Annotated in this window: 20 protein-coding genes and 3 pseudogenes; 15 read left to right on the top strand and 8 right to left on the bottom strand. The window is 38.0% G+C overall.

The genetic code is table 11. The features are described from left to right. Positions 1 to 436: 436 nt before the first annotated feature. Entirely contained in the window at positions 437 to 502 is a 66-nt protein-coding gene (locus AKG34_RS29455) for a DUF4021 domain-containing protein (RefSeq protein ID WP_083450910.1), read from the bottom strand. Positions 503 to 788: 286 nt separating this feature from the next. Here AKG34_RS29455 and AKG34_RS11095 point away from each other — a divergent pair, with 286 nt between their 5' ends. Further along, on the top strand, positions 789 to 1436 hold the full coding sequence (locus tag AKG34_RS11095; RefSeq protein ID WP_053346129.1) for a lysozyme family protein: 648 nt from the start codon (positions 789 to 791) through the stop codon (positions 1434 to 1436). A gap of 381 nt (positions 1437 to 1817) precedes the next feature. Here the strand turns inward: AKG34_RS11095 and AKG34_RS11090 are convergent, their stop codons facing one another. Then, positions 1818 to 2723 (bottom strand): LysR family transcriptional regulator, encoded by a 906-nt coding sequence (locus tag AKG34_RS11090; RefSeq protein WP_053346128.1) that lies wholly within the window; start codon positions 2721 to 2723, stop codon positions 1818 to 1820. A gap of 345 nt (positions 2724 to 3068) precedes the next feature. On the opposite strand from AKG34_RS11090, the gene AKG34_RS11085 reads away from it, so the two are divergent. The 3 genes from AKG34_RS11085 to tnpB all read left to right on the top strand — a co-directional run bounded on the left by AKG34_RS11085 (position 3069) and on the right by tnpB (position 8023). After that, positions 3069 to 4877, top strand: a complete 1809-nt coding sequence (locus AKG34_RS11085) for an assimilatory sulfite reductase (NADPH) flavoprotein subunit (RefSeq protein ID WP_053346127.1) — start codon at positions 3069 to 3071, stop codon at positions 4875 to 4877. A gap of 26 nt (positions 4878 to 4903) precedes the next feature. Further along, positions 4904 to 6622 (top strand): assimilatory sulfite reductase (NADPH) hemoprotein subunit, encoded by a 1719-nt coding sequence (cysI, locus tag AKG34_RS11080; protein ID WP_053346126.1) that lies wholly within the window; start codon positions 4904 to 4906, stop codon positions 6620 to 6622. A gap of 195 nt (positions 6623 to 6817) precedes the next feature. Beyond that, a complete protein-coding gene (gene tnpB / locus AKG34_RS11075) occupies positions 6818 to 8023 on the top strand; it encodes an IS200/IS605 family element RNA-guided endonuclease TnpB (RefSeq protein ID WP_053348080.1) in 1206 nt (401 codons plus the stop codon). 945 nt (positions 8024 to 8968) lie between these two features. On the opposite strand, the gene AKG34_RS11070 is transcribed toward tnpB, so the two are convergent. The 3 genes from AKG34_RS11070 to AKG34_RS11060 form a co-directional block, all read right to left on the bottom strand. Continuing rightward, positions 8969 to 10021 (bottom strand): ATP-binding protein, encoded by a 1053-nt coding sequence (locus AKG34_RS11070; protein ID WP_083450908.1) that lies wholly within the window; start codon positions 10019 to 10021, stop codon positions 8969 to 8971. A gap of 1105 nt (positions 10022 to 11126) precedes the next feature. Continuing rightward, the gene (locus tag AKG34_RS11065; RefSeq protein ID WP_236694932.1) at positions 11127 to 11531 is read right to left on the bottom strand and encodes a chromate transporter; all 405 of its coding nucleotides are present in this window, start codon (positions 11529 to 11531) and stop codon (positions 11127 to 11129) included. 83 nt (positions 11532 to 11614) lie between these two features. After that, a complete protein-coding gene (locus AKG34_RS11060) occupies positions 11615 to 12244 on the bottom strand; it encodes a chromate transporter (RefSeq protein WP_236694931.1) in 630 nt (209 codons plus the stop codon). Positions 12245 to 12501: 257 nt separating this feature from the next. Here AKG34_RS11060 and AKG34_RS11055 point away from each other — a divergent pair, with 257 nt between their 5' ends. Next, positions 12502 to 13380: a LysR substrate-binding domain-containing protein gene (locus AKG34_RS11055; protein ID WP_053346125.1), complete on the top strand. Its 879-nt coding sequence runs from the start codon at positions 12502 to 12504 to the stop codon at positions 13378 to 13380. Positions 13381 to 13770: 390 nt separating this feature from the next. Here AKG34_RS11055 and AKG34_RS29635 read toward each other — a convergent pair. Beyond that, a pseudogene (locus AKG34_RS29635) lies at positions 13771 to 13869 on the bottom strand (transposase); the annotation flags it as partial. A gap of 460 nt (positions 13870 to 14329) precedes the next feature. On the opposite strand from AKG34_RS29635, the gene AKG34_RS11050 reads away from it, so the two are divergent. Together AKG34_RS11050 and AKG34_RS26880 are read left to right on the top strand one after the other, a co-directional pair. Next, positions 14330 to 15922: a phosphodiester glycosidase family protein gene (locus AKG34_RS11050; RefSeq protein ID WP_053346124.1), complete on the top strand. Its 1593-nt coding sequence runs from the start codon at positions 14330 to 14332 to the stop codon at positions 15920 to 15922. A gap of 146 nt (positions 15923 to 16068) precedes the next feature. Next, positions 16069 to 16243, top strand: a pseudogene (locus tag AKG34_RS26880) (ferritin family protein); the annotation flags it as partial. A gap of 151 nt (positions 16244 to 16394) precedes the next feature. Here AKG34_RS26880 and AKG34_RS29450 read toward each other — a convergent pair. Continuing rightward, positions 16395 to 17786, bottom strand: a complete 1392-nt coding sequence (locus tag AKG34_RS29450; RefSeq protein WP_152952277.1) for a DUF4910 domain-containing protein — start codon at positions 17784 to 17786, stop codon at positions 16395 to 16397. Positions 17787 to 17933: 147 nt separating this feature from the next. On the opposite strand from AKG34_RS29450, the gene AKG34_RS27965 reads away from it, so the two are divergent. The 3 genes from AKG34_RS27965 to AKG34_RS28305 all read left to right on the top strand — a co-directional run bounded on the left by AKG34_RS27965 (position 17934) and on the right by AKG34_RS28305 (position 18954). Further along, a complete protein-coding gene (locus AKG34_RS27965; protein ID WP_161804924.1) occupies positions 17934 to 18089 on the top strand; it encodes a hypothetical protein in 156 nt (51 codons plus the stop codon). Between the two features lie 10 nt (positions 18090 to 18099). Next, complete coding sequence (locus AKG34_RS11040; RefSeq protein ID WP_053346123.1) at positions 18100 to 18471, top strand: hypothetical protein; 372 nt, start codon at positions 18100 to 18102, stop codon at positions 18469 to 18471. A 333-nt stretch (positions 18472 to 18804) separates the two neighbouring features. After that, a complete protein-coding gene (locus AKG34_RS28305; RefSeq protein ID WP_169787516.1) occupies positions 18805 to 18954 on the top strand; it encodes a hypothetical protein in 150 nt (49 codons plus the stop codon). Between the two features lie 653 nt (positions 18955 to 19607). Here AKG34_RS28305 and AKG34_RS11035 read toward each other — a convergent pair. Beyond that, a complete protein-coding gene (locus tag AKG34_RS11035; protein ID WP_053346122.1) occupies positions 19608 to 19940 on the bottom strand; it encodes a YmaF family protein in 333 nt (110 codons plus the stop codon). Positions 19941 to 20692: 752 nt separating this feature from the next. Here AKG34_RS11035 and AKG34_RS11030 point away from each other — a divergent pair. The 5 genes and pseudogenes from AKG34_RS11030 to AKG34_RS11015 form a co-directional block, all read left to right on the top strand. Then, positions 20693 to 21085, top strand: a complete 393-nt coding sequence (locus AKG34_RS11030) for a sporulation protein (protein ID WP_053346121.1) — start codon at positions 20693 to 20695, stop codon at positions 21083 to 21085. 22 nt (positions 21086 to 21107) lie between these two features. Then, positions 21108 to 21989 carry a mechanosensitive ion channel family protein gene (locus AKG34_RS11025; RefSeq protein ID WP_053346120.1) on the top strand — a complete coding sequence of 294 codons (882 nt, stop codon included), beginning with the start codon at positions 21108 to 21110 and terminating at the stop codon, positions 21987 to 21989. Positions 21990 to 22464: 475 nt separating this feature from the next. Further along, positions 22465 to 23299: pseudogene (locus AKG34_RS11020) on the top strand (transposase); the annotation flags it as partial. A 6-nt stretch (positions 23300 to 23305) separates the two neighbouring features. After that, positions 23306 to 23386, top strand: coding sequence for a hypothetical protein (locus AKG34_RS29630; protein WP_407946284.1), 81 nt, complete (start codon positions 23306 to 23308; stop codon positions 23384 to 23386). 559 nt (positions 23387 to 23945) lie between these two features. After that, a partial coding sequence (locus tag AKG34_RS11015; protein WP_236695010.1) for an MFS transporter occupies positions 23946 to 24769 on the top strand: 824 nt, incomplete at its 3' end.

The raw sequence follows: 24769 nt of genomic DNA, 5'->3' as shown, positions 1-24769 counted from the left end.
AATGCAATGTCATTCGGATTAAGATTTTTCTTCTTATTTTCGTTCATTCCTTTTCTGCCCCCTACTATCAAATGACAAGCACCTTTTCACCCCCAGCAACAGCTCTAGGGACGGCTGCACCAAAGCGAATTGATATGTTAGACAATTTGTATTAGAAGCCAACATTTTCTTAACCATCCAGATTTTTCATTAATAGATATTCCATGTGTGTTATTCTCATTCACAAAGATTTAATTAGAGTAAGAAGGGTTGTCCCCTTTAAGGAACTTAAGAGACAAGTAGTATAGGCTAATAGGGAATAGGGAGTCGACATTTTTCAATAAAAACTTTAAATATTGCTTCAAATAACACTTTATAAGGTGAGATTGATTTTTATTATAAAGAAAAACGCCAATTAAGGCGCTTAACAAAATAATATATAAGATACTTAGAACCGCTAATTATCTTTATCGTGAAGTTTATCTTCATATTCAGTTTCTAACATACCATACATGCCATTCATCTCTTGTTCATCGGGATCTGCCCAAAAGTCGTTATCATTTTTTTGTTATTATTATCAAGAATTTCTTCTTTATTATTTTTCTTATTCATACATCTCACCTCCAACTATTAGGTGTCTTATAACCAAAGTAAATATACTATCGTAGACTCAGGTACATTTAGGAGTAAGTGTACCAATTGTATATGGATACTATATCGTTATAATAGATTTTGGTATTCTAAATAGTTATTACTCTTACTATTTGTTAAAATATAAATAAATAAACTAGAGATAACGGGGAGAGAATGTGAAGCGGAAACGGAAGAAATCAAACGCTATTTTTGTAATCTTTATCCTGCTTTTTGTATTTTTGCTCATGAAGCAGGTCATGGAAATTTCAATTGGGGGAAATGTCTTCACACCAGTGAATCCACCTGATTCGTTTGCGAATGTGAAAAAGTATAGCAACGTTCTGCACGATGAGTTAGCAAAATATGGGCTTGAGGAGCACACATCGACATTGATAGCCCTTATGCAGCAGGAAAGTCGTGGGCGGGGTGGTGATCCAATGCAGGCGTCTGAATCGGCGGGACTCGATCCAAATACAATTACCGATCCTACCGAAAGCATCAGGTATGGAGTGAAACATTTCCAGCGGATTATCAAATATGGGAATGAAAAGAACGTGGATTTCTCTACAATTATTCAATCTTATAATATGGGAATTGGTTATATTGATTACATTGCAAATGCAGGAGGGAAGCATACTGAAGAGCTAGCGAAGCAGTTCTCGATGCTCCAAGTTGAAAAGAATCCTACGCTTTATGATTGCGGAGGCGACAAAGGAAATTTCCGATATCCATATTGCTACGGTGACTTTTCATATAGTGCAAAGGTAGCTAAGTACATTGATGAACTTGCAGATAGTGTACCTACTCATGTAAATGGAGAGTAAATAGGTGAAGCATCTTAACGGACTCACCTGTGTTTTCAGTTCATCAAATTTGATCCTATACATTTTTAGATTTAAAAACCGATTATAATCTGAGTGCTCAGCACCTCGGACATGGACTTTTAACATCTGGTTATAGTCCATGTCGATATGAGCGAGAACTATTGAAAGCTTGTTCGGTATCGTAGAAGCATCATTGAAGAAAGAGCACGACAACATTACCTAATTCAAAAAGTACGTACTAGAGGGGTAAACATAAACAACAATCTAGCTCGGTTGTATTTGATATTATGAGCGTTTTATCTAAGGATATGCTTCGTGGCAACGCCGAAAGTGAGATCCTGCTATATGTCGGGATCATATGACCCAATTTTGTATTAATCATTATATTGATTTGATTTTGTCAGGCCATTTTTTGTTTAATGCACATATAAATGTTTTCACGTTCTTTTTATCTACCATAATGGGGGAATACACGTAGGAAAGCGTTCTGTTAAAGGACTCATTTTTCAACTGTATAATTGAAAGAGTCTTATGCAGAATGTCTCTTTCAATGACACTACGGGATAAGAGAGTTAGCCCCATACTATTTTTTATAAGTGTTTCTTTAATCCCTTGATTACTGCTTATGGTAAGAAGCGATTTAACTTTCAAACCATTTGAACGAAGGAAGTGGTTAAGATATTCTCGTGTACCTGATCCCACTTCTCTGGTTATCCATGCTTGATTCTGAAGGTCAGCAATCGTAACTTCATCTTTACAAGCGAGTTTATGATTGTTTGAAGAAACTATAAATAACTCATCCTGCAAAAAAGCGTGTACGGAAAGTTCTTTTTCATTTGTTTGACCTTCTATTAAACCTATATCTACTTGATATAACCTGACTGATTGTACGATTTCTTCTGTGTTTCCAATTACAACTTGAAGTTCAAGTTCCGGAAAGTCTTTTTGAAGGTCAATAAGTAAAGAAGGCAATATATACTCGCCGATTGTAAAACTTGCTCCTATTTTTAATTCTCCTTTTATAGATTTATCATGTTCTTGAATGTCTTGTCTGGTCTGTTCATAGATTGTGATCATTTGCTTAGCGCGATCATAAAGAATTTCTCCTGTTAAAGTGACTTTTAAGAATTTAGGAGAGCGGAGAAATAATTTAGTTTGGAACTCTTCTTCTAATTTTTTTATGTGCAAACTAACACTTGGTTGTGACATAAGAAGCATTTCTGCTGTTTTTGTAAAATTCTTGACTTCTACAAGGGTCACAAAAGTTTTTAAAGCATCATAGTACATAGGAATCCCACCTTATTATTAATATTCTTAATAGTTGCAATTAATTATATATATTTTACTAATGATGTGCCTTTCGGTAAAGTTAATGAGAAACTTATTTTAGGAAGAATCTAGGATGGGGAAGGCAATCGCCCTTTATTCTGCTATTTTTTATTAATAGCGAGCTATGAAAAAGTGTTCCCTCCCTATCCCTATATGAACTGAACTTTCTAAATTTTTTTACAGTTAAAACCGACTTCGTCTATAGGAGTAAACGAGTTAATTTCATAGTTCTAAAAAATGTCTAAAACAACTCGTATAAGAATCAACTAAGATAAGTTTATATTCCTTTGTGAGGTGGAAAACGTGCAACTTCAGGTAAGTAACAGTCCTTTTAATCATGAACAGACAGAGCTTCTTAACAATCTACTGCCTAGCTTGACAGAAACACAAAAGGTTTGGCTGAGCGGTTATCTGACCGCGTCTTTGTCAGTTTTCAACGCAGAAACAGCTGACGTATCGGTAGCTCAACCCAGTGGGAAGACAATATCAAAAGAGGTTACCATCCTTTATGGTTCACAGACGGGAAATGCTCAAGGGTTGGCAGAGAATGCAGCAAGAAAGCTTGAGGATAATGGCTTTCAGGTAACCACTTCATCCATGAGTGACTTTAAAGTGAACAATTTGAAAAAAGTCCAGAATCTTCTTATTGCAGTTAGTACGCATGGAGAAGGGGATCCACCGGATAATACGTTGTCCTTCCATGAGTTTCTTCATGGCAGAAGGGCACCAAGCCTTAGAGATCTCCGCTTCTCCGTATTGGCGCTTGGGGACAGCTCATATGAGTTTTTCTGTGAAACGGGAAAACAATTCGATAAGCGCTTGGAAGAACTTGGTGGGACCCGGCTATTTCCGCGGATGGACTGTGATCTTGATTATGATGAGCCGGCTGCAGAATGGCTGGAAGGAGTAATTTCGAGCTTAAGTGAGGAGCAAGGAAGTACTGTTTCTGACGTTCCCGCAACAATAACACCAGTAAGTGAACACACGTATTCCAGGACAAACCCTTTTAAAGCGGAAGTTATGGAAAATATTAACTTGAACGGCCGTGGCTCCAATAAAGAGACACACCATATCGAGTTATCGCTTGAAGGCTCTGGACTTACATTTGAACCTGGTGACAGTCTTGGTATTTATCCACAAAATGATTCCATTTTAGTGGATATGCTCCTTAAAGAACTCAATTGGGACCCTGAAGAAATCGTGAAGGTCAACAAGCAGGGAGACCTTCGAAAACTTAGGGAATCGCTCATCTCCAATTTTGAAATAACAGTATTAACAAAATCGCTCTTTGAGCAAGCGGCCCAACTTTCAGGCAATGAGGATTTAAAGGCACTTTTATCAGCTGGTAATGAAGAAAAACTAAAAGAATATCGTGAAGGCCGTGATTTGCTGGATTTTGTCCGTGATTTTGGCTCATGGGGTGAATCGGCACAAGAATTCGTCTCCATCCTTCGAAAAATTCCAGCCCGTCTATATTCGATTGCGAACAGTCTATCCGCGTATCCAGATGAAGTGCATCTGACAGTCGGAGCTGTCCGGTATGATAGTCACGGACGAGAAAGAAAAGGTGTCTGCTCCATTTTATGCGCGGAACGTTTACAGCCAGGGGATACGCTTCCTGTTTACATTCAGCATAACCAAAACTTTAAGCAGCCGAAGAACCCAGACACTCCAATCATCATGGTTGGACCGGGAACAGGCATTGCTCCGTTCAGATCCTTTATTCAAGAGCGCGAAGAAACAGAAGCGAATGGGAAAACGTGGCTTTTTTTCGGCGATCAGCATTTCGTAACGGATTTCCTATATCAGACTGAATGGCAAAAGTGGTTGAAAACAAGTGTACTTACGAAAATGGATGTAGCCTTTTCTCGTGACGCGGATGAAAAAGTGTATGTTCAACACCGGATGCTTGAGCACAGTAGGAAATTATACGAATGGCTTCAAGAAGGAGCGGCGGTATACATTTGCGGAGATGAGAAAAACATGGCACATGACGTCCATAATACGCTTATTGAGATCATTGAAAAAGAAGGTCAGATGAGCCATGCTGATGCACAAGATTACCTTGAAGAAATGCAACAGAATAAACGCTATCAACGTGATGTGTACTGAAATATGGATGAAAAGGAGATATCAATATGGTGAACCAACTATTAAAAGCACCAGAAGGCCCGCCTAGTGATGTTGAACAAATAAAAGATAAAAGCAATTATTTGCGTGGTACATTGGGTGAAGTAATGCTGGATCGGATCAGCGCCGGTATTCCAGATGATGACAATCGATTAATGAAACATCACGGCAGCTATTTGCAGGATGACCGGGATCTCCGCAATGAGCGTCAAAAGCAAAAACTTGAGCCTGCGTATCAGTTCATGCTGCGTGTCCGTATGCCAGGTGGCGTGGCATTGCCTGCTCAATGGCTTGTCATGGACGAACTGGCCCAAAAATACGGCAATGATACCTTAAAATTGACAACACGCCAGACGTTTCAAATGCATGGCATTTTAAAATGGAACATGAAAAAAACGATTCAGGAAATCCACGCGTCTATGTTGGATACAATTGCGGCATGCGGTGATGTAAACCGGAACGTCATGTGTAACTCGAATCCATTTCAATCGGAAATCCACTCCGAAGTATATGATTGGTCAACAAAATTGAGTGATTACTTATTGCCACGCACCAGAGCGTATCACGAAATTTGGCTGGATGAAGAAAAAGTTGTTGGCACGGCAGAAATGGAAGAAGTCGAACCAATGTACGGAAAGCTTTATTTACCGCGGAAATTTAAAATTGGTATCGCCGTTCCGCCATCGAATGATATTGATGTCTTTTCACAGGATCTTGGATTCATTGCGATTGTTGAAGATGACAAGCTTGTCGGTTTTAATGTGGCGATAGGCGGTGGCATGGGCATGTCGCACGGCGACAAAAAAACCTATCCACAGCTTGCCAAAGTAATTGGCTTCTGTATGCCGGACCAAATTCTTGATGTAGCAGAAAAAGTCATTACGATACAGCGTGATTACGGAAACCGTTCCCTCCGCAAAAATGCACGATTCAAGTACACAGTTGACCGACTTGGGTTAGAGACGGTCAAGGCTGAACTGGAAAACCGTCTAGGCTGGAGCTTGGAGGAGGCGAAGAAGTATCATTTTGACAATAACGGTGACCGCTATGGTTGGGTAAAAGGCATTCAAGGAAAATGGCATTTTACTTTGTTTGTAGAAGGAGGCCGTATTGCGGATATTGATGATTACAAGTTGATGACTGGTATACGCGAGATAGCCAAAATCCATACCGGTGATTTCCGTCTGACTGCAAATCAAAACCTGATCATTGCCAATGTATCAAGCCAGGAAAAGGAAAAAATCAGCAAACTGATCGTACAATACGGTTTGACGGATGGCGGTCATTATACAGCACTCCGCCGCAGCTCAATGGCGTGCGTTTCCCTTCCAACATGCGGGTTGGCGATGGCGGAAGCAGAACGTTATTTGCCGGTTTTATTGGATAAGATCGAGACCATTGTCGATGAGAATGGTCTAAGGAATGAAGAAATTACGATTCGCATGACTGGTTGCCCGAACGGATGTGCCCGCCATGCACTCGGAGAAATTGGCTTTATCGGCAAAGCTCCCGGTAAATACAACATGTATCTCGGTGCAGCTTTTGACGGTAGCCGGTTAAGCAAAATGTATCGTGAAAACATCGGTGAAGAAGAAATTTTGAGAGAGCTGCGTGTGCTTCTTTCCCGCTACGCGAAAGAACGGCAGGAAGAAGAGCACTTCGGTGACTTCACTGTCCGCGCAGGCATCATCAAAGCAGTGACAGACGGCACAAATTTTCATGATTGATGAAGATACATCAGAGACAGGAATGCGTTCCTGTCTCTTTTTTATCATTTCCCGCCAGAAGACTCCCTCTTCAAGCGAGTGAAGGGCGAGAGCCCAACGGTAAGGGGGAGATGAATGGCGGTTGGCATAAGCCAAAGTAATCTTTTGATAAACGTACGTTCGATGGTTAATAATAACTATAAGGGGGTGAAACCAATGGTCGTAAACAAAGCTTATAAATTTCGAATCTATCCAACTAAAGAACAACTAGTTCTAATCAATAAAACGATCGGCTGCTCCCGTTTTGTCTATAACTTCTTTTTAGACAAACAAATTAAGAATGATGCCTACTGGTATATTTGTGAAGAAATGAAGCAGAACGGTCAATTACCCTCTAAGAAATGGAAAGGTTCTTTTCTGAATAAATACGCAACAATCAAAGAACTTCCAGCTTTAAAGAAAGAGTATTCTTTCCTGAAAGAAGTAGATAGTATTGCCTTACAGAAATCGGTGGAAAATTTAGCAGATTCCTATAGTCGATATTATAAAAAACAAAACAAGTCACCACGCTTCAAATCGAAAAAGAATCCTATCCAGTCCTACACGACTAAACATACGAATGGAAATATCGGAATGATTGGAAACAAAATCAAATTGCCAAAACTCGGTCTAGTTCGTTTTGCTAAAAGCCGTGAAGTCGAAGGGCGAATCATCAATGCCACAATCAGGCGGAACCCTTCGGGTAAATATTTCATTTCCGTTTTAGCGGAAACCAATGTACAAGTACTTCCTAAAACGAATCGTTCGTGCGGTGTAGATGTTGGTTTGAAGAACTTTGCTATTCTTTCAGATGGTACGGTCTATCAAAACCCAAAATTCTTCCGGACGGTCGAAAAGAAATTGGCCAAAGCACAACGGATTCTTTCAAGGCGACAAGAAATAGCCTTGAATCAAAATAAACCATTGGCTGAAGCCAAAAACTATCAAAAACAAAAACGAAAAGTGGCTATCCTACACGAAAAAATTTCAAATGCCCGAATGGATTACTTACATAAAGTTTCTACCGAAATCATCAAAAACCACGATGTTATTGGAATGGAAGACTTGCAAGTGTCGAATATGATGAAAAATCACAAACTAGCTAAGGCTATTAGTGAAGTATCTTGGTACCAATTCAAAAAAATGTTGGAATACAAAGCAAAATGGTATGGTAAACAAATCGTGACCGTATCTAAAACGTTTGCTTCTAGCCAATTGTGTTCTAGCTGCGGTTACCAAAATAAAGACGTTAAACATCTGAATCTTCGTGAATGGGATTGTCCTTTTTGTTCTACTCACCACGATCGAGATATTAACGCAGGACTCAATCTAATGAATGAAGCCATAAGGCTTCTAACCGTAGGAACTACGGGAGTAGCCTAATTAAAAATTGGCCGATAGGCTAATGTTCTTAGGAATCCCCCACTTCAATCAGACCGTAAGGTCGATAAGTGGTGGGTAGTTCAATTGGTCCTGTTTGAAATGACTGTATTTTTTAGAAACTACTATTCAGATAGGAACAAAAAACTGTGTATCATGCCATTATTAGGGGTGACAATGACATTTTTATTATCATCTGTACAGAAGGGAACGGAGAGACTTCTCCTCACCCTTTTTCAGGGGCATGTCTTTTCATCACAGATTCCTTCCTCAACGATATCTTGAATGCTGTTTTGATGTAGGTCAACAGTAGTAGGAAATAAACGAAGGGCTTTTAAAAAGAAATAAGACCAGTTATAAAGTGAAAAGTAAGAAATAGAAAAACACGAGTTTAGAAAACTCTGAGAAGGTACCAGGACATCTATTTAAGAAGTGTCAGACGTGAAAACTGATGCAATTAAAATTATTTAAACAAAATATCGTATTGCAACATTAACCTCGATAGAATATATAAATAATCCTTTAACCTTAAATATCTTAATATCGTATTTTTTTTATATAAGCCACGCGATAAAGCATACGAGAGAATTAAGTCATTTTATAGATTTTTTAGAACTAGAGGGGGTAACAGGACAGATGCCCTTGATTATTTTAGAATCTATAGGGCATTATTATTCCACCGTCGACAAATACTGCGACATAAAGGGGGCGGAAAAAATGATAATTCGTTCGATAATAAAGTTTTTTCAATAATTGCTGGGTTTGGTAATCTGTATTTATTGATTACTTATTAGTGATTGCTAAAAAAATAAGAGGGCTGCCAATTGACAGCCTTTTGTATGTACGATCATTTACAATTTCATACTAAGATAAACGGCATATCAAGGTGATTATCTTTGGGATCTTTCTTTCACTGACAAACGCCATTAATGATTTAGAAGACATTTTTTATTTAACAGGAAGCTGAACATGAAAGGTAGTTCCTTTACCAACTACACTTTTAACTGAGATATCCCCTCCATGTTTATGTATCGTTGTAAATACTTGAGTTAGGCCTAAACCTGTTCCTTCGCTTTTGGTGGAAAAGAACGGTGTTCCTAGCATCTTTAACTTATCTTTAGATAATCCTACTCCTGTATCACTAAGTTTTATATGAATCCTTCCACTTTTATAATAATGTTCAATTCTTATTTTTCCCTTACCCTGAATCCCCTCAATTGCCTCAATTGCATTCTTCACCAGATTAAAAAAGGCTTTTAGAAATAAATTTCTCTTTCCAACTACTTTTCTCTCTGAATCCCTTAAATCCCATTCTATTTCCACGTTATAAAGTTTTTCTTGGAATAAAAACAAAAGAGCAGTTAACTCCTTACATAAATCAATGGGAACAAAAGGCTCCTCGTGTAAATCAGGTTTAGAAACATGTAATAGATTTTGCAGAGTCTCTAATGCTTTTTCTAATTCTGCTTCCATCGTATTGAGATAAGGATGAGGCTGGGATTCTTTTAATAGCTGTAAAAATCCCTTTACTGAAGTAAGAGGATTTTTAACTTCATGAACAATCCCTGCAGCTATTTGGCCGATTGATGCTAATTTTTCTCTGTCTTTCAAAAGAATTTCTGCTTTTTTACGATCTGTAATGTCTCGAATAATGACTTGAGCCAAGATCATGTCTTTCAAATAAAAAGGGGCAGCTGTTACTTCAATATCAATAACCTGTCCATCACTACAAATCATTTTTTGTTCCGCCAGTTCTAATATCTCTTGTTTTTCCAGCACCCTTTTTAATCGGTCATTACAACTAGCATGGTTATCTGGAGGGAGAAAAACGTACAAGTTTTTATACAATATGTCCTCAGGAGAAGCTAACTTTAGCAATTCCAAACAAGCTCTATTACAGTAAAGGATTTTTCCTGCCTTTCCAACAATCATAATTGAATTGAGGGAATACGAGATCAATTGATGGAAGTCAATGTCTGTTGAGTCAATTTGTAATTCCAAGTAAATCACTCCGTATTTAATCATTGCCATTAGTTTATCAGGAAACATCCTTAACTGGAATAAAAATTTTAACTTTAGCTCTTTTTAATTATTTGTTTAACTATTTTTTACACGTTCGTTCAAGAACAGATCATCTTTCCTCAACATCATTAATATGTGGAGAAGTTTAGATAAAATATATTGAATTTCTATAAAAAAGAGTTCACAAAAAAAAGCACAGCCTTATGAAAAGGGTGCGAAGAGGTTAGGAAAGGGTTAAGAAATTTAAATATACGACCCTTACTATTATCATAGATTAAAATAAAATACCCTTCTTCAACTATCAGAACAGTTTAGTGCAATAAAACAAATCTTTGCAATCTATCGTCCAAATTAATTAATTCCATTTTACTTTGGTACTTATCATTACGTCCCATCATATAAGACTCCCCCCAATAAAAAACCTACATAGAATTAAATTCTACATAGGTTTCAAAAATTCCTGTTAATTTGTCAACAGCCTCGTTCGGCTGCTTATATTTTATTATTTCTCCCTTTTGCCTTGTACGAATCGTACAATCAAGCTCATTGTTCGTTCTACTTGGGGTAGCGCCATGATTATGCGGTGAACTATACTTGGGAATAACCGTGTGTTGCTGCCTTGTAGGAAACTAATACGCTTTAAGACGTGATCAAGAAGTAGAAAAAGCTTTTATTCTACTTCGGAACGATGAATAGAGGGGTACGGTTATTCGATGCCTTCTTATTGTCAAGACATCACTACATTTAATAGGTTAAATAGATTGTTTTATCAAGTATTCAAAGTAACTTTGTACTCAATTTTTCTTCTTAGATTACTTTTAATACACTCGATTCTTATAATACAGATAAACCATTTTCCTGATTGGACCCGAGTTGCGTCAGGAAAATGCGGATTTACAAAGGGTTGGATTTTGGTACAAGTCTTATAGAAATAGAATGAGTAGTTATGAATAGAGGACAACACCAACTAAACCAGAAAGAATAATGACATAGGCTGGATGCCAGCGTAATTTCAACAGGGAGAATAACGATAACCCAAAGACGAGTAATAAGCTTATCGAATGCCACGAAAAGTTTAGAGGAATCATATGATTGGAAATGGCAAAACTGATTGCTCAAAGAGGATTAAACTAGTGACAATGGGTCTTAATCCATAAAACATCGCTTGAACAACTTGATAATGATTCAATTTGTTGAAGAAGGTGGCTATAACGATTACGAGTATAATAGCAGGAAGCAAGATTCCGAGAGCGGATGATATGGATCCTGCTAATCCAGCAGTCGAATAGCCAACGAGAATGGTACTATTGATGGTGATAGGACCTGGAGACATGCCGGCAATAGCGATTACATCGGTAAATTGTTGCGTCGTCATCCATCCATGCTGTGAGACTTCAGATCCTATTACGGGAATCATGGCGTATCCCCCTCCGAATGATACAAAGCCGATAATAAAGAAGGTGCTAAACAACTCCCATAATTCCATCATTCTATATCCCACGCTTTCTTGAAAATTAGTTTAACAGTTTATACCGATAACTTTCAGGAAAATATCGTCCACCTTTCATGGACCTATATGCCTGCACCCATGAAATATTCGAAATCATTTTCTTCTTCTTTCTTTTCTTTTCGGTCCATGTTGATTTTGTAACCTAATTTCCTCTTAACAGAGATAGTCACAATCCCTACTATCGCTCCTGATAATATAGCTAAAACCGGGTGAATGAAGAAAAGGACTGGAATCCCTACTATAAATATACCGAATGTTGATTTGTCAACAATAGCTGTTTTTCCTATCTTGATAGCCGCATAGGCGATGATGGCTACTATGGAAGCTCTAATTGATATAAATGCGGATTCTATCTTTGGATTATCCTGAATGAAAAAATACAAAATGCCGAGGAGTAGAACAATAATAAAGGTAGGAAATGATACACCAATCATGGCTGCCATTGCGCCCTTCATTCCGGCAATTCGATGGCCGATAAAGGTGGCGGAGTTAATAGCGACAGCTCCCGGTACGGACTGAGATAACGCAAAAACATCTGTAACTTCTTCGCTTTTCAGCCATTTTCTCTTCTCCACTACTTCTTTTTCGATTAAAGGGATCATCGCGAACCCGCCTCCGAATGTGACAGGTGCTATTTTAAAAAAGGTCCAAAATAATTGGAACAGTGTTTTCCATTGTCCAGTCATTGTCATCAGTCACTCCCCTTTGCTGCTTTATATAAATCTTATAATTAACATATCAAAGAAAAAGGAATGGGTAAATTGCAACTAAATCATTGGGTATAACAAAACGTTATACCCAGAAGATTTATCCGTTTTATATAGAATTTCACCAATAATTGTATAGGCTCACCTGTTCAGGGAATATAGCGCTGCTTTTCCATTTCACCATTTACCTATATGATGCTATCATTTTATTAAACTATTTAAAGACATGGAGGTTGGTTCTTTTGAAACTAGAAAATCTAAGAATGTTTTGTTTAGTAGTGGATGAAGGAAGTATAAGCCAGGCAGCGAGGTTAAGCTTCTTATCACAACCCGCGGTAACAAGAGAGATTCACCAATTGGAAAATTTTTATAGCACTTTGTTATTCGACCGTGAGGAAGGGAGGCTGAGAGTGACAGAAGCAGGAAAGTTGTTATACCCTTTTGCAAAAGCCATTGTGAATGACTTCAACCAATCAAGGGAAGTGATTCAGCAATCAATGGGCGCGTACAATACAAACCTCATAGTAGGTGCATCCTTGACTATCGGCGAGTATTTGTTGCCGAGCTTGCTTGGGAAATTTAAAAAACAACAGCCTGAAGTAAAAGTAACATTAACGATAAAAAATACCCCCCGAGTTCTAGAGGATTTATCAAACGATGTCATTGATTTGGCCTTGGTGGAAGGACTTGTAGAAAATACCGATTTTATTGTGGAGAAGTTCGCCGATGACGAATTGATATTGGTTTGTCCATCAGACCACCCATGGAAAGACAGAAAAGAAATCCAGGTAGAGGAATTGGGAAATGAAAGGATGATCTGGCGTGAATCCATTTCAGGGACACGACTTATCGTAGAAAACATGTTAAGAGAGCACGGGGTTTTAGAAAAAATAGAAAGTTACATGGAGATTGGGAGTACACAAGCGATAAAAAGTGCGGTTGAATCTGGACTTGGAATCAGTATTCTGCCAAGGCTAACAGTGGCCAGGGAATTGGATCAAGGTTTTTTGCGGGAAGTGGGTATTTCCAGAATAGATATAACAAGAAATCTATGGCTAGTCAGAAAAAACAAGCGTTTTAATAAAATAGGGGTATCTAATTTTGTGAATTTTCTTCAATAGAGAATGAAGCATACCTTGATTTTTCATTATTCCACTTCTTATTCACTTTAAAGAGATTTTCTATCCTTTTATTTAGACTATTTGGGATATGCCAATTTTTTAATTAGTGGCTGGGTTGAAAGACGACGTGAACAGACGAATGTTGGGCCATTAGTACAAAAAAGATGCATGAATTTTTAATTGATATGCTGGAAGATGAAATTGCCTGTCGTATGTCACTTAGAAGACCGGAAGCAGGAATTTACGATGTGAAAATCATTGAAACTGAAGTACCGGGTTCAATTCAGGTAAAGTACCTAAAATATATGTTTTCTATATAACAATACATAACCAAGGGTGAAAAACTTGAGCTGGTTAGGGAGGAATTTACATGAGTATGCTCTATAGTTTTTTCAAAAAGGTAGAGAAGTGAGGTACTTTTTCATGAAAGCCGTAACCTAAAAACTAACGATAGGCCATGTTTGTATCTATCTCGTATATTTCATTTCGCTAATCATATTAGAGATTGGCCTCATAATAATATACGATACCCATCTTTCAACGGTTAGTGATAATACTGTCACTAAAACTGTACAAAATGCAAGAAGGACAATAACACGTCTTTCCCCAATTCTAATCCCAGTAATCCTTCTCCAATTTCTAAAGTTTCAAAAAACCTGTTATATTTATAGAAGAAATGGGCCTGCAAAGTTTCACGTAGTCACAAAAAAACATTGTAGTCCTTGTGCAAGGGATGCATTGAAATTCACTAAAATAAAGTACCGACCTAAAAAAACTCTGTTAAATCAATTTGATAACTACTAATACACCCTGAAAGCTTGAAAAATTTAATCATTTCATACCATTTCTTTACAACAAATTCATTGGTCTGTAGCAGGTTCTACACATTAGATTAGGATAATGAACCCGACGGAACACAAGGTGTTTATTAGGGGGAGGGGTCGTAAAAATGAAGAAAAATTCAATGAAAACTTTTCAAAGGCTTGTCAGTAAAGGTTTATTTTCAGCAATGGCATTAACAGCTGGATCGGTTTTAACGCTTGACTTGCCATCAAGTGTTGTACAAGCCGCGTCTGTGAAGGAACAAGCTCTTCCTCTAGGGAATTCTAATCTTGCGGAAACTCGGGATCAAACAAAGATTACGCATGGCTTAACCTATACGCATATCATCCGTGGGGCCAGTTCGGAAAAAGATGTCTTTATCATTGATGTGGGATTTTACAAAACCAAGGAAGAAGCTAATAAGGTGAAAATTCAACTGGATTCAAAAGGTTACGAGTCCAAAGTTAAGAAAATTTCAGAACGGCCTGCTGACGATCATGAACAAGGTCCGCTTGGATACCTTGTACGTGTTGGATCATTTAAATCGGAGAGAGATGCCAACAAATTAAGAGATGAGTTAAAAGGAAAAGGATATGGTAATTCACGCGTTGTTTTTTCGGCTGAAGATGGAGGGAAATCTACGGGCCCTTGGGTTGTGAATATTTTAGAAATCGATCCAAAGAAGTTTAAAGGAAAAGTTTTACCTGAACTGGGAACTGAGATAGTACCCGGGAAGGAAAAATTAACTAGCATTTCAGCCCGTACTGGTGCGATAGCGACTGTAAACGGTGGATATTTTGTAATGGGACCGAGTGATGGTACAGAAGGGGATCTTGCTGGTGCTTCCATGATTAGTGGCGAACTCATTAGCGAAGCGGTAAATGGCAGGACAAGCCTGGTTTTATCCGGAAATAGGGCACAGATAGCTTCAGTAGAAACTAAACTTTCAGTTACGGCATCTGATGCTGCAATGAGAGAATTGGATGGCCTTAACCGCAAACCTGGCCTGATCCGTGGATGTGGAGGCATTGGTGATAATTTAAACTTTGCAAAGCATGATTTCACTTGTACGGATTCTGGGGAACTTATTCAATTTACATCCTCCTTTGGTGCTAAAACTGAGCCTGGGGATGGAGTGGAAGTTAATTTAAATTCAAAGGGTGAAGTTACAGAAGTACGCAAAAGCAGAGGCAGCTTCATTCCGCTTAAAGGCTCCGTCCTAGCAGGTACAGGCGATGCCGCTAATTGGCTTTTGGCCCATGCGAAGCTAGGTGCAAAACTGAAAGTGAATACCAGGATTCTTGCTGATAAACAACCACTTAAGGCGGCACCGAAAATTAGTATTGTCAATGGTGGGCCGCAATTGCTGCATGACGGTAAAGAGAAGATTAATGCGTTAAAAGAAGGGTTCAATTGGAGCGAAAATCCAGAATTCTACTATAAATTTGGAGAGCGTAGAAATCCCCGAACTCTTGCAGGGGTCACTGAAGAAGGGAAAATTCTCTTGGTTACGGTTGATGGACGTCAGCCATTCTATAGTGTGGGAGCAAATTTTAAAGAGAGTGCCCGTCTCATGAAAGCTCTCGGGGCGGTTGATGCAGTAAACTTGGATGGCGGAGGTTCTACGGCTATGACAGTAGGCTCCAAATTGGTGAATCGTACATCCGATGCGGCCGGTGAACGTCCGATTGGGGATGCGATTGTTATTTTACCTAAATAAAGGATGAGGAAACCTTATATCATTTTGTGTTATCGCTAAATATAACAATTCTTCTTCGCTTAAATGAAGGGATTAGTCGCTTATATAAAAGCAGCTATAGATTTATGCCGATTTAACAGGTCGTCAGTGAAGAGTGTCGAGAATAGTATATCGACGGATGGGAATTCTTTTTAAAAGATGAACAGGAAACAGTTGATTTTTTATTTGGGAATTGCAGATGAAGTAACGAACCCAAGTATTAAAGAGGCCTTTCGCCGAGCGGCAGCAGATGAACAAAATCATGCCGTTTGGTTTTTATATTATCTTGTTAATGCGAAATAGCTAAAGCGATTTGAGATTGACGAGAGAGTCCAGTAAATTAAAAAAGTAGCTAAATAGAAGGACAAGAGACATCGTTTAATATGGATGTCTCTTGTCTTTTTTATTAGGAAAACTATTCTATCCTGTGGTTCTAGTAAATTAGAAAAAAGAATTATAAATGTAAATCCTCATCATATTCTGCCTCAACCGGTACAGGTGCTACATTGGACCTTTCCAGTGCCGGTGTGTCCGGACGGGCTGCTTGATAGACTGCTGCACCGAGCACTTGAGCCGTCTTTAACAATTTTTCCTTACTGATCAGCTCAATTGTATCCTTTGCCGTATGGTATTCCGGCTCCAATGGAGCATACGTAAACACCGCGGCAGGAATACCTACTTCTGTGAATGGCTGGTGGTCACTTCTTCCAATTTGATTATAAGGAATGGCATCATAAAGCCTTGTTCCTGCTGAATTTCCTAATGTCGTGACTGTATTTGGTTTTCCATCGTACGTAAACATGGCAAATTCGCCGGCATTTTTGCTGCCCACCATATCCATATTAAACATCGCTACCGTTCTGTTAATCTCATCTTTCGTAAGGCTTTGTGCATAATGCTTGGAGCCTAATAATCCGTTCTCCTCTGCGCCAAAGGTAATAAACCTGATTTCTGTATCAGAAGGTGCATTTTCCAGGACTCTTGCCAGTTCCAGCACAATGGATGTACCTGATGCATTATCACTGGCTCCTGATGAAACAGAAACAGAGTCATGATGCGCGCCAACTATAATAATTTGATTCGTATCCTTATTTTTCATCGGTTTTTTCGTGGCAATCACATTGTGAGAAGTGGCTTTTACAAACTCTGCTCCTTCAACAGACATATTTGCTGTCAGGTTATTGCCTTGCAGAGAAGAAATTAACTCATCACCATCGCTCTTTTTCATAAATAGTACAGGTAGATTACTCTCATTTGCCGGCAAGCTAAATAGCGGCGTGGAATTATCTGTATTAATGAATACGACTCCGATCGCTCCGGCTTTTTTTGCATTATCCATTTTTTCTGTAAATGGGATCGTGCCTCTTTTAATTAAGGCGATTTTTCCTTCTACCGAAGCATGAGCTACCTCTGCCGTCGTTCCTAAACCTGCGTACACAAGCTCTGCTGACACTCCGCCGGAAGGTGTGTTATTGGAAAAGCGGAAGGCGGCCGTTTCATAATTACGCCCATTTACTTTTAAGGAAACAGAGCTTGGGTGTTTATAGTCCTTAATAAATTGAAAAGGCTGGACCTCTACTTCGTTAAGTCCATACTCCTTAAATTTACCAGTTATGTAATCTACAGTCGTTTGTTCACTTTGTGTTCCGGCTACCCGTGGTCCAATATTTACAGCTAAATGTGAAAGATTCTGGTAGATTTTTTCAACATCGATTCGTTTGATCACTTTATTGTCAAATGCATGCTCGGGCGGGTTTTCACCCTGGATTGCCATAACAGAATGTGATGAAAATAGTAAACTCCCTGCCAATAAAGAAGCTCCTAAAATCTTCGTCCCTTTTCTCAAACTCCTTCGCCTCCCAAAAAATAGAATACTAGTTTAGTATATGGCTAGTATGTAAGCGCTATCAATGAGACTTTTGTAATGTTTTTTAAAAAAATACATATTATAACAAAAAATAAAGAAGTATGACAGCATATGATGGTCCACATCATGTCGTCTAGTCTTACTAAAGCGGCAACAACAGCCGAGAAAAATGCAGTTGTAACGCGCGCCATTAAAGAAATGCAACTTGCTCTTCCTTATGAAGACCGCGTCGGATTAAAGACAATAATGCGTGATAAATCTGTAACGTTACATTTCGGTTAGGAGCGAGACGATGGGATTTTTTAATAAACTTCGCGATATGAAAGATTCAGTAAGCTATAAATTAGATGATGTAAAATATTTTGTTGTTGACAAGGACGAAGATGCGAAAGACTTTGTCAAGGATAAGGTACTCGATGCAAAATATATTATTGCTGATAAGGCAAGTGATATGAAGGACTTAGTAGAGGATGCAGCATATTATGTTACGGATAAAGCGAGTGACACCAAAAACTTTATTGTCGACAAAGCGATAGATACGAAGGATTTTGTTAGTGATAAAACGTTTGATGCACGCTACTTTATTGCGGACAAGCAGGAGATATTAGGGACTTTGTCAGTGATAAAACATTTGATGCGAAATACTTTATTACCGAAAAGGTAAAAATTAAATCAAAGGCGGATGTAGTGGAACTTACTTCTAATCTACTGAAATCACATTACTTAATAAATGTATCAAAATAGATAGCGGTAACATTATTTTAGAAAAGAGTCGAGGTAAATGCTCAGCTCTTCTTTAGAAGCAAGTTTTTTTATGATTGTTTCTCTATTTAAATTGCAAATGAAGGAATTTGCATCGTTTCTATAGATTCTTTAGAAATTTCATGTTCAGTATCCTTAAAAAACAGTGACTCGTACTATTCAGACGTGCGTATAAAATTGGGGGACAAGAGTAAGCTACAAACGTATGATAAGCTGTTGCGGGAGGTGAATAAATATGAGTAATGGTGCAGGTCGTTCTAAAAAGAATAAACCAAATGATGCAAACCATGTGAATGCGGAGACAAAAGCATATCAAAGACAAATGTCAGAAAAGAATAACCAAGAGCATAATGATGGAAGCAAGTATAAGGGGAAGGTTCAATAGGGCCTGATCTTTTTTGGTTTCCAGTATAAATTTCCTCTCATATCCCTCACAAATGTAGAAGAATATTTACTAGGGAACTGATATATCGATATCAGTTCTCTTTTTTGATATACCTTGAGTAAATCATATCTGTAACTAGTTTATATATATGGAGTAATGGGAAAAGCCTTGGAAATAAACATTTAAGGGCTATTTATGTATGAGTTAGACTACAAACAATATTTTTATAAGAAAAAACGCTACCCTAAAGTTTTCTTTTAGTCAGGATCATCAAGTTACAATCGTTAATTTTTATATTAACTAACTTCCTCAATACCCATATCCAAATTATAAAGATATCCATATGAGTATTCACATCCATTGATGAAGGAATTATTGGCCTTCTTGGATGATTTGAAAGACCTTGTTATTGTAATTATGCATTCAACATTATTCTTCCTCTATTTTAAAACACAATAAATGATATGAAAGACTTCACGTGAATTCTTGGTTATTTAACAATATTCGGAATAGACTTAATAGGTAGCCGTAGGAATTAAAACATATAAATAAAAATAAAAGCAGTAAGATTCGCATATTCTAACTGCTTTTGCACGTTATTGTACAGGTAATCTTAATAAAAAAGTATAATTATTGGAACAGCTTGAATGACTTTACTTATTTCCAGGCGCTGGCTGGTCAACACCCTTTACCAGATGGCGATGTCCGTTTGCTTCAGTCGTATAAAAATCGTAATAATGAACGTGCATTCCATTTCCTACAGGAATAGCAGGACCCGAATATGCCTGGTAATAATGAGTATGACCATCTTCAAAGACAACATAACCCTCAGTGTAATGCACATGGTTATCATCCTTAATCATAACTGGAGGTGAAGTTACATCTAAACACAGATGAACATGGCCATTATTAACAGATGTATAGTCAACGGACCCATGATTATGGTTTGGCACAAATCCCTGAACAAAATCATCCTTTCCAACCATCCTAACACTCCTAACTATCACTTTTCCAAAGAATATTGGTCGCTATTTTTATAACCGTTCACCCATTTTTTGCATTAAATCCATCTTCCAATACCTAAATCATGTAAACGCATTGATTCAAGTAATACATGGTTGACAAGATGCTACAAATTTGGCCTGTTTGGATTAAAATCTTATACTGCTGCCTTGTTTTATTGTATTTCCGATTGGTACTTGACATTCCCCTAAATTCAAGGAAATATGTTTACACCATAAGATTTGATAAAGAATACCTACTTTCATTAGCTCCCGAGAACTTTCTGCTTTTAAATTCTTTTACCCCTTCTTAGCCACGGATAACGTACCACTAATCACACCATGCTTATCTAAAAAGAAAACTCCTATTTTAGTAAACATTGGTAAGCTAATTGATTTCCTGGGGTTATTCCCGGAATTCCATAAAACTAAAAAGGTTTGACAAACTTTCTAATCTTACCGTATGATAAATAATATACTTGAATATATTCTCCTAAGGGGAGTAGCTTTTACAACAATGTCGTCAATACGGAGTTCTTCGCTCTCGGCTTTGTTGGCAACATTTTGTTGTTAGCCAGACCTTACCTAGTGGTAAAGGTCTATTTTCTGTTAGTAAGCCTTTACCGAAATGGTAAAGGTTTTTTGTAGTCCGGATAATGTAGCCCTTCGAGAATTGTTTAAGCTAAGCTTGTGGGATGATAAATGAAAAACAAATAAATATAAATGGAGTGTATTCTTTGATACTGAGAAAATCTTTGTTACTTTTAGGAATAGGGTCTGCACAGATAGATTTAATCCTTCCCAAAAGTACGTATAAATCGGGTGAATTAATAAATGGGTATTTCTTGATTAAGGGTGGTACCCAGGAGCAAAGAATAAGGAGGATTGAATGTGATTTAATTATGGATACTCATTCTACGGGAATGGAAGATATCCTTAAAACGAGCACCATTTTATCTTCAAGTGAGATTGATTCAGGGGAAAGTAATGAAATTCCTTTTAAATTTCGTCTGCCTACATTAAAGGAACCGTATAAGCGCGGGGTTTCCTATCGCCTAAAAACGAGACTTATTCTTGATAAAGGGATAATAGGCAAGGATGATGATTGGATTTTAATCGATTCTGAATAAGAGTGGAAACGGAGGTGGGAACATGGATATTTTGAATTTTACAGAGCGTGCTTTTGATTATTTGAAAGAATTCTTATTATTGAGGCTTTTTATAATAGCTCTACTGTTATTGGCCGGTTATTATATATTGAATAAAATGGTTGAATGGTTCTTTAGAAGGTCTAATTTTTTTGAGGAAGAAGTCGAAAGAACGATACAGGGTGTTACTCGTTCTGCTCTAAGGTACGGTATTTCCGGGCTTTTCCTCATTTATCTGATTGGACAGTTTATAGACATAAAGGGAATACTGGCTGGAGCTGGGATTGTAGGGGTCGTTATCGGATTTGCCGCTCAACAAATGCTTAAGGATATCTTATTGGGATTTGTTAGATTTTCAGATAATGAATTTCGAGTGGGGAACTTTGTTACATTTAATGGGACAAGTTCCGGGACGGTTGAGGAAATTGGCATCCGGTTCATGCAGATTCGGGAATGGTCAGGAAAACTGCTTACTATCCCACACAGTGAAATCAAGACGATTCAAAATTTTAATAAAGGGAGAATGCGAATCATTGAACGCATCACGGTGAGTTACCAAGAAAAACCAGATAGGGTGAAGCGGATGTTGGAAGAATTATGCCTCACCTGTAATGAGAAGTTTGCTGAAAGCCTTCTAAGGCTCGAGGACGGTACACCTGAAGAAGATTTTAGATATCTTGGTATTACGGATTTAAATCCGAATTTTAAATATGTTGGATATGAGCTATGCATAGTTGGACTAGTAAAACCTGAAGATTATTTTGAAACATCAAGAAATGTGAGGTTTGAGATGATGGCTGCTTTACATGAGCAACAAATTCAAATGCCATCTTCCAATTTACTTGTTCAGACAAATCCGAATCATGGAAGTTTGATGGAAAGCTAAAAAAGAAGCATCTTTTTGGATTTTTGTTGGGGCTATTTCGAAAGTGGTTATAAATAATATTGGATTCTTATGAAATGACGGATTGTGGGGAAGTCATTATTAACTAGGACTGTTGAGGTAGGAAAATAGACTCAGCAACTATTCATGAGGTTGAAGAATATAAACGGGCTTTTTTAAAGAAAGTCTCAGACTGTAGACAAACTCGATGAAAATCGAGTTTGTCTACAGTTTTTTTGAAGGGTTGTAAAAATTCGAACGTTGATTGGAACGTAGGGCACTCGCTTTCCGCGGGCGGTCAGGGAGCCTCCTCGGCGCCTTTGCGCCTGTGGGGTCTCCCTTGGACACGCTTTTCCCGCAGGAGTCTCGCACCTTCCGTTCCACTCAACTTTGTTTTAACAATTAGAAAGAAATAAACACTTTTGCCTACAGTCTTTTTTGTTTTAATATAGGAGTATTAAAACTTGAGGGGATGACGATGCTTTCGAAACATAATTCTATTCAGCGAGATCAACTTGAAATGATTACTTTGGATCAAATGGTGCCAGCGAACCATTTGGTTCGTAAAATCGAGGGGGCCATTGACTTCACTTTCATTTATGACTTGGTGAAAGAGATGTATTCAGAGATAGGCCGCCCAAGTATTGATCCAGTTATTTTAGTTAAATTGACATTCATTCAATATACCTTCGGTATTCGTTCGATGCGTAAAACGATTGAAGAAGTTGAAACGAATATGGCTTACCGTTGGTTTTTAGGTTACGGTTTCCATGATAAAGTACCTCACTTCTCAACGTTCGGGAAAAATTATGAGCGTCGCTTTAAAGATACAGACCTGTTTGAACAGATTTTTTATCGTATCTTAATGACAGCTTCAGAAAGAAAGTTAATAAGTGCAGAGCACGTATTCGTTGATTCAACACATGTGAAAGCCAGTGCGAATAAGCGAAAATTCGAAAAGAAAATCGTTCGTAAGGAAACACGAGCATATCAAGGACGCCTTCAAGAAGAAATAAATCAAGATCGTGAAACAATGGAAAAAAGCCTTTTCCACCGGATAAATTTGATAAAGAAGAAACCAAAGAAATTAAAGAAAGTAAAACTGACCCTGGAGTGGCTACTATGTAAAGGATGAACGAACAAAACAGTGTGCCTATTCATTTCATGCGGCTGCAGACCGCAACGGTTTTGTGCTAGGGACGATTGTAACACCAGGAAATACGCATGATAGTAATATCTTAGAGCCTCTTGTTGAACAAGTGATTGAGAAAGTTGGAAAACCTGAAGCTGTTGCCGCAGATGCAAAAGAAAAGCATGGTATGCGTAGGACTACTTTAAGGGGACATAAAAAATTGTCGATGCAGGCGATGCTTACATTCGCTGCCATGAATTTAAAGTAGATAACCAATAGGACATGGCAAGGTCCAATGGCTTAATAAAGTGGGCTCGTAGAGGCCCAATCTCTTAATCTTGAGCAAAATTCAAAGGGAATATCAAAAGGGGTCCGGAATTAAAACATTCTGGACCCCTTTTGTCTACAAACTGGGGCTTTCTTAAAGAAAGTCTGTTTTTTTATTTTCATGACTTAATACTTGGTAATTATTCTATAATAGTATTATTTTTTGAAATTTGCACTTGATTAATCAGAATGATTCGATTATTATATAATTAACATTAAATGGAAGGGTGACCTTTAAACAATGAAATATAATCCTATTCTTTAAGAAAAAATGCGTGTTAAATACGATCTTTTTTCTGGATAGGATTAGTCTGTACATTAAAATACAAACAAAGATCATTGTGTTCCTTCCATCATCAGGGATATTTTGCCTTTTTAATTTGTATTGTACTGCCTCCTGTCCAGATATTTGACAGGAGGTTTTTATATTGGGAAAAAACGCAACTGTAACATTAAATAATAAGGAACCTAACTTATTTACAAATCGTGTATTTCGGGCCATTATCTTTTCAGGATTATTTCTACAAATAGGGATATGGGTACGGAATTTTGCAGTTTTGTTATTCGTCATGGAACAAACAAACGGTGATGCCTTTGCCATTTCAATGATTTCAGTGGCTGAATTCGCACCTATTTTTATTTTTTCATTTATTGGTGGGACGTTTGCAGACCGATGGAGCCCGAAAAAAACGATGGTTTGGTGTGATATTTTAAGTGCAATATCGGTATTTGCTGTGCTTATCGCCCTTATCTTCGGAAGTTGGAAAGTGGTATTTTTTGCAACATTAATTTCTGCAATACTTTCTCAATTCTCTCAGCCATCGGGCATGAAGCTATTTAAGATGCATTTGCCAGAGAGTCAAATTCAAACAGGGATGTCTGTATATCAGACCGTGTTCGCCGTATTTATGGTTTTAGGCCCGATCCTGGGTACATTTGCCTTCCAATCATTCGGGATCAACATCTCGATTGCGATTACTGGCCTAGCTTTTTTACTATCAGCGGGTGCTCTCGCTTTCCTTCCAAAAGATCGCAAACTGGATGAAGGAACCGCAAAAACGACATTATGGCAGGAAATGAAAAGCGGAGTGAGCTACGTGTTGCGAAAAAAAGAACTAAGTCTATTAGGATTATGTTTTCTGGCAGCCGGGCTCGGACTTGGATTCATTCAGCCGCTCTCGATTTTCCTAGTTACCGAACAATTAGGTCTGCCTAAGGAAAATCTACAATGGTTATTTATGGTGAATGGTATTGGTATGATTTTAGGCGGTGCTGGAGTGATGATTTTTGCTAAAAAGGTGGCACCGCAGAGGTTATTGGCCTT

The sequence above is a fragment of the Peribacillus butanolivorans genome, from assembly GCF_001273755.1.
GTDB classification, from domain to species: Bacteria; Bacillota; Bacilli; order Bacillales; family DSM-1321; genus Peribacillus; species Peribacillus butanolivorans.
The sequence above is the reverse complement of the archived record's forward strand: the minus strand, read 5'-3'. Positions and strand labels throughout refer to the sequence as shown.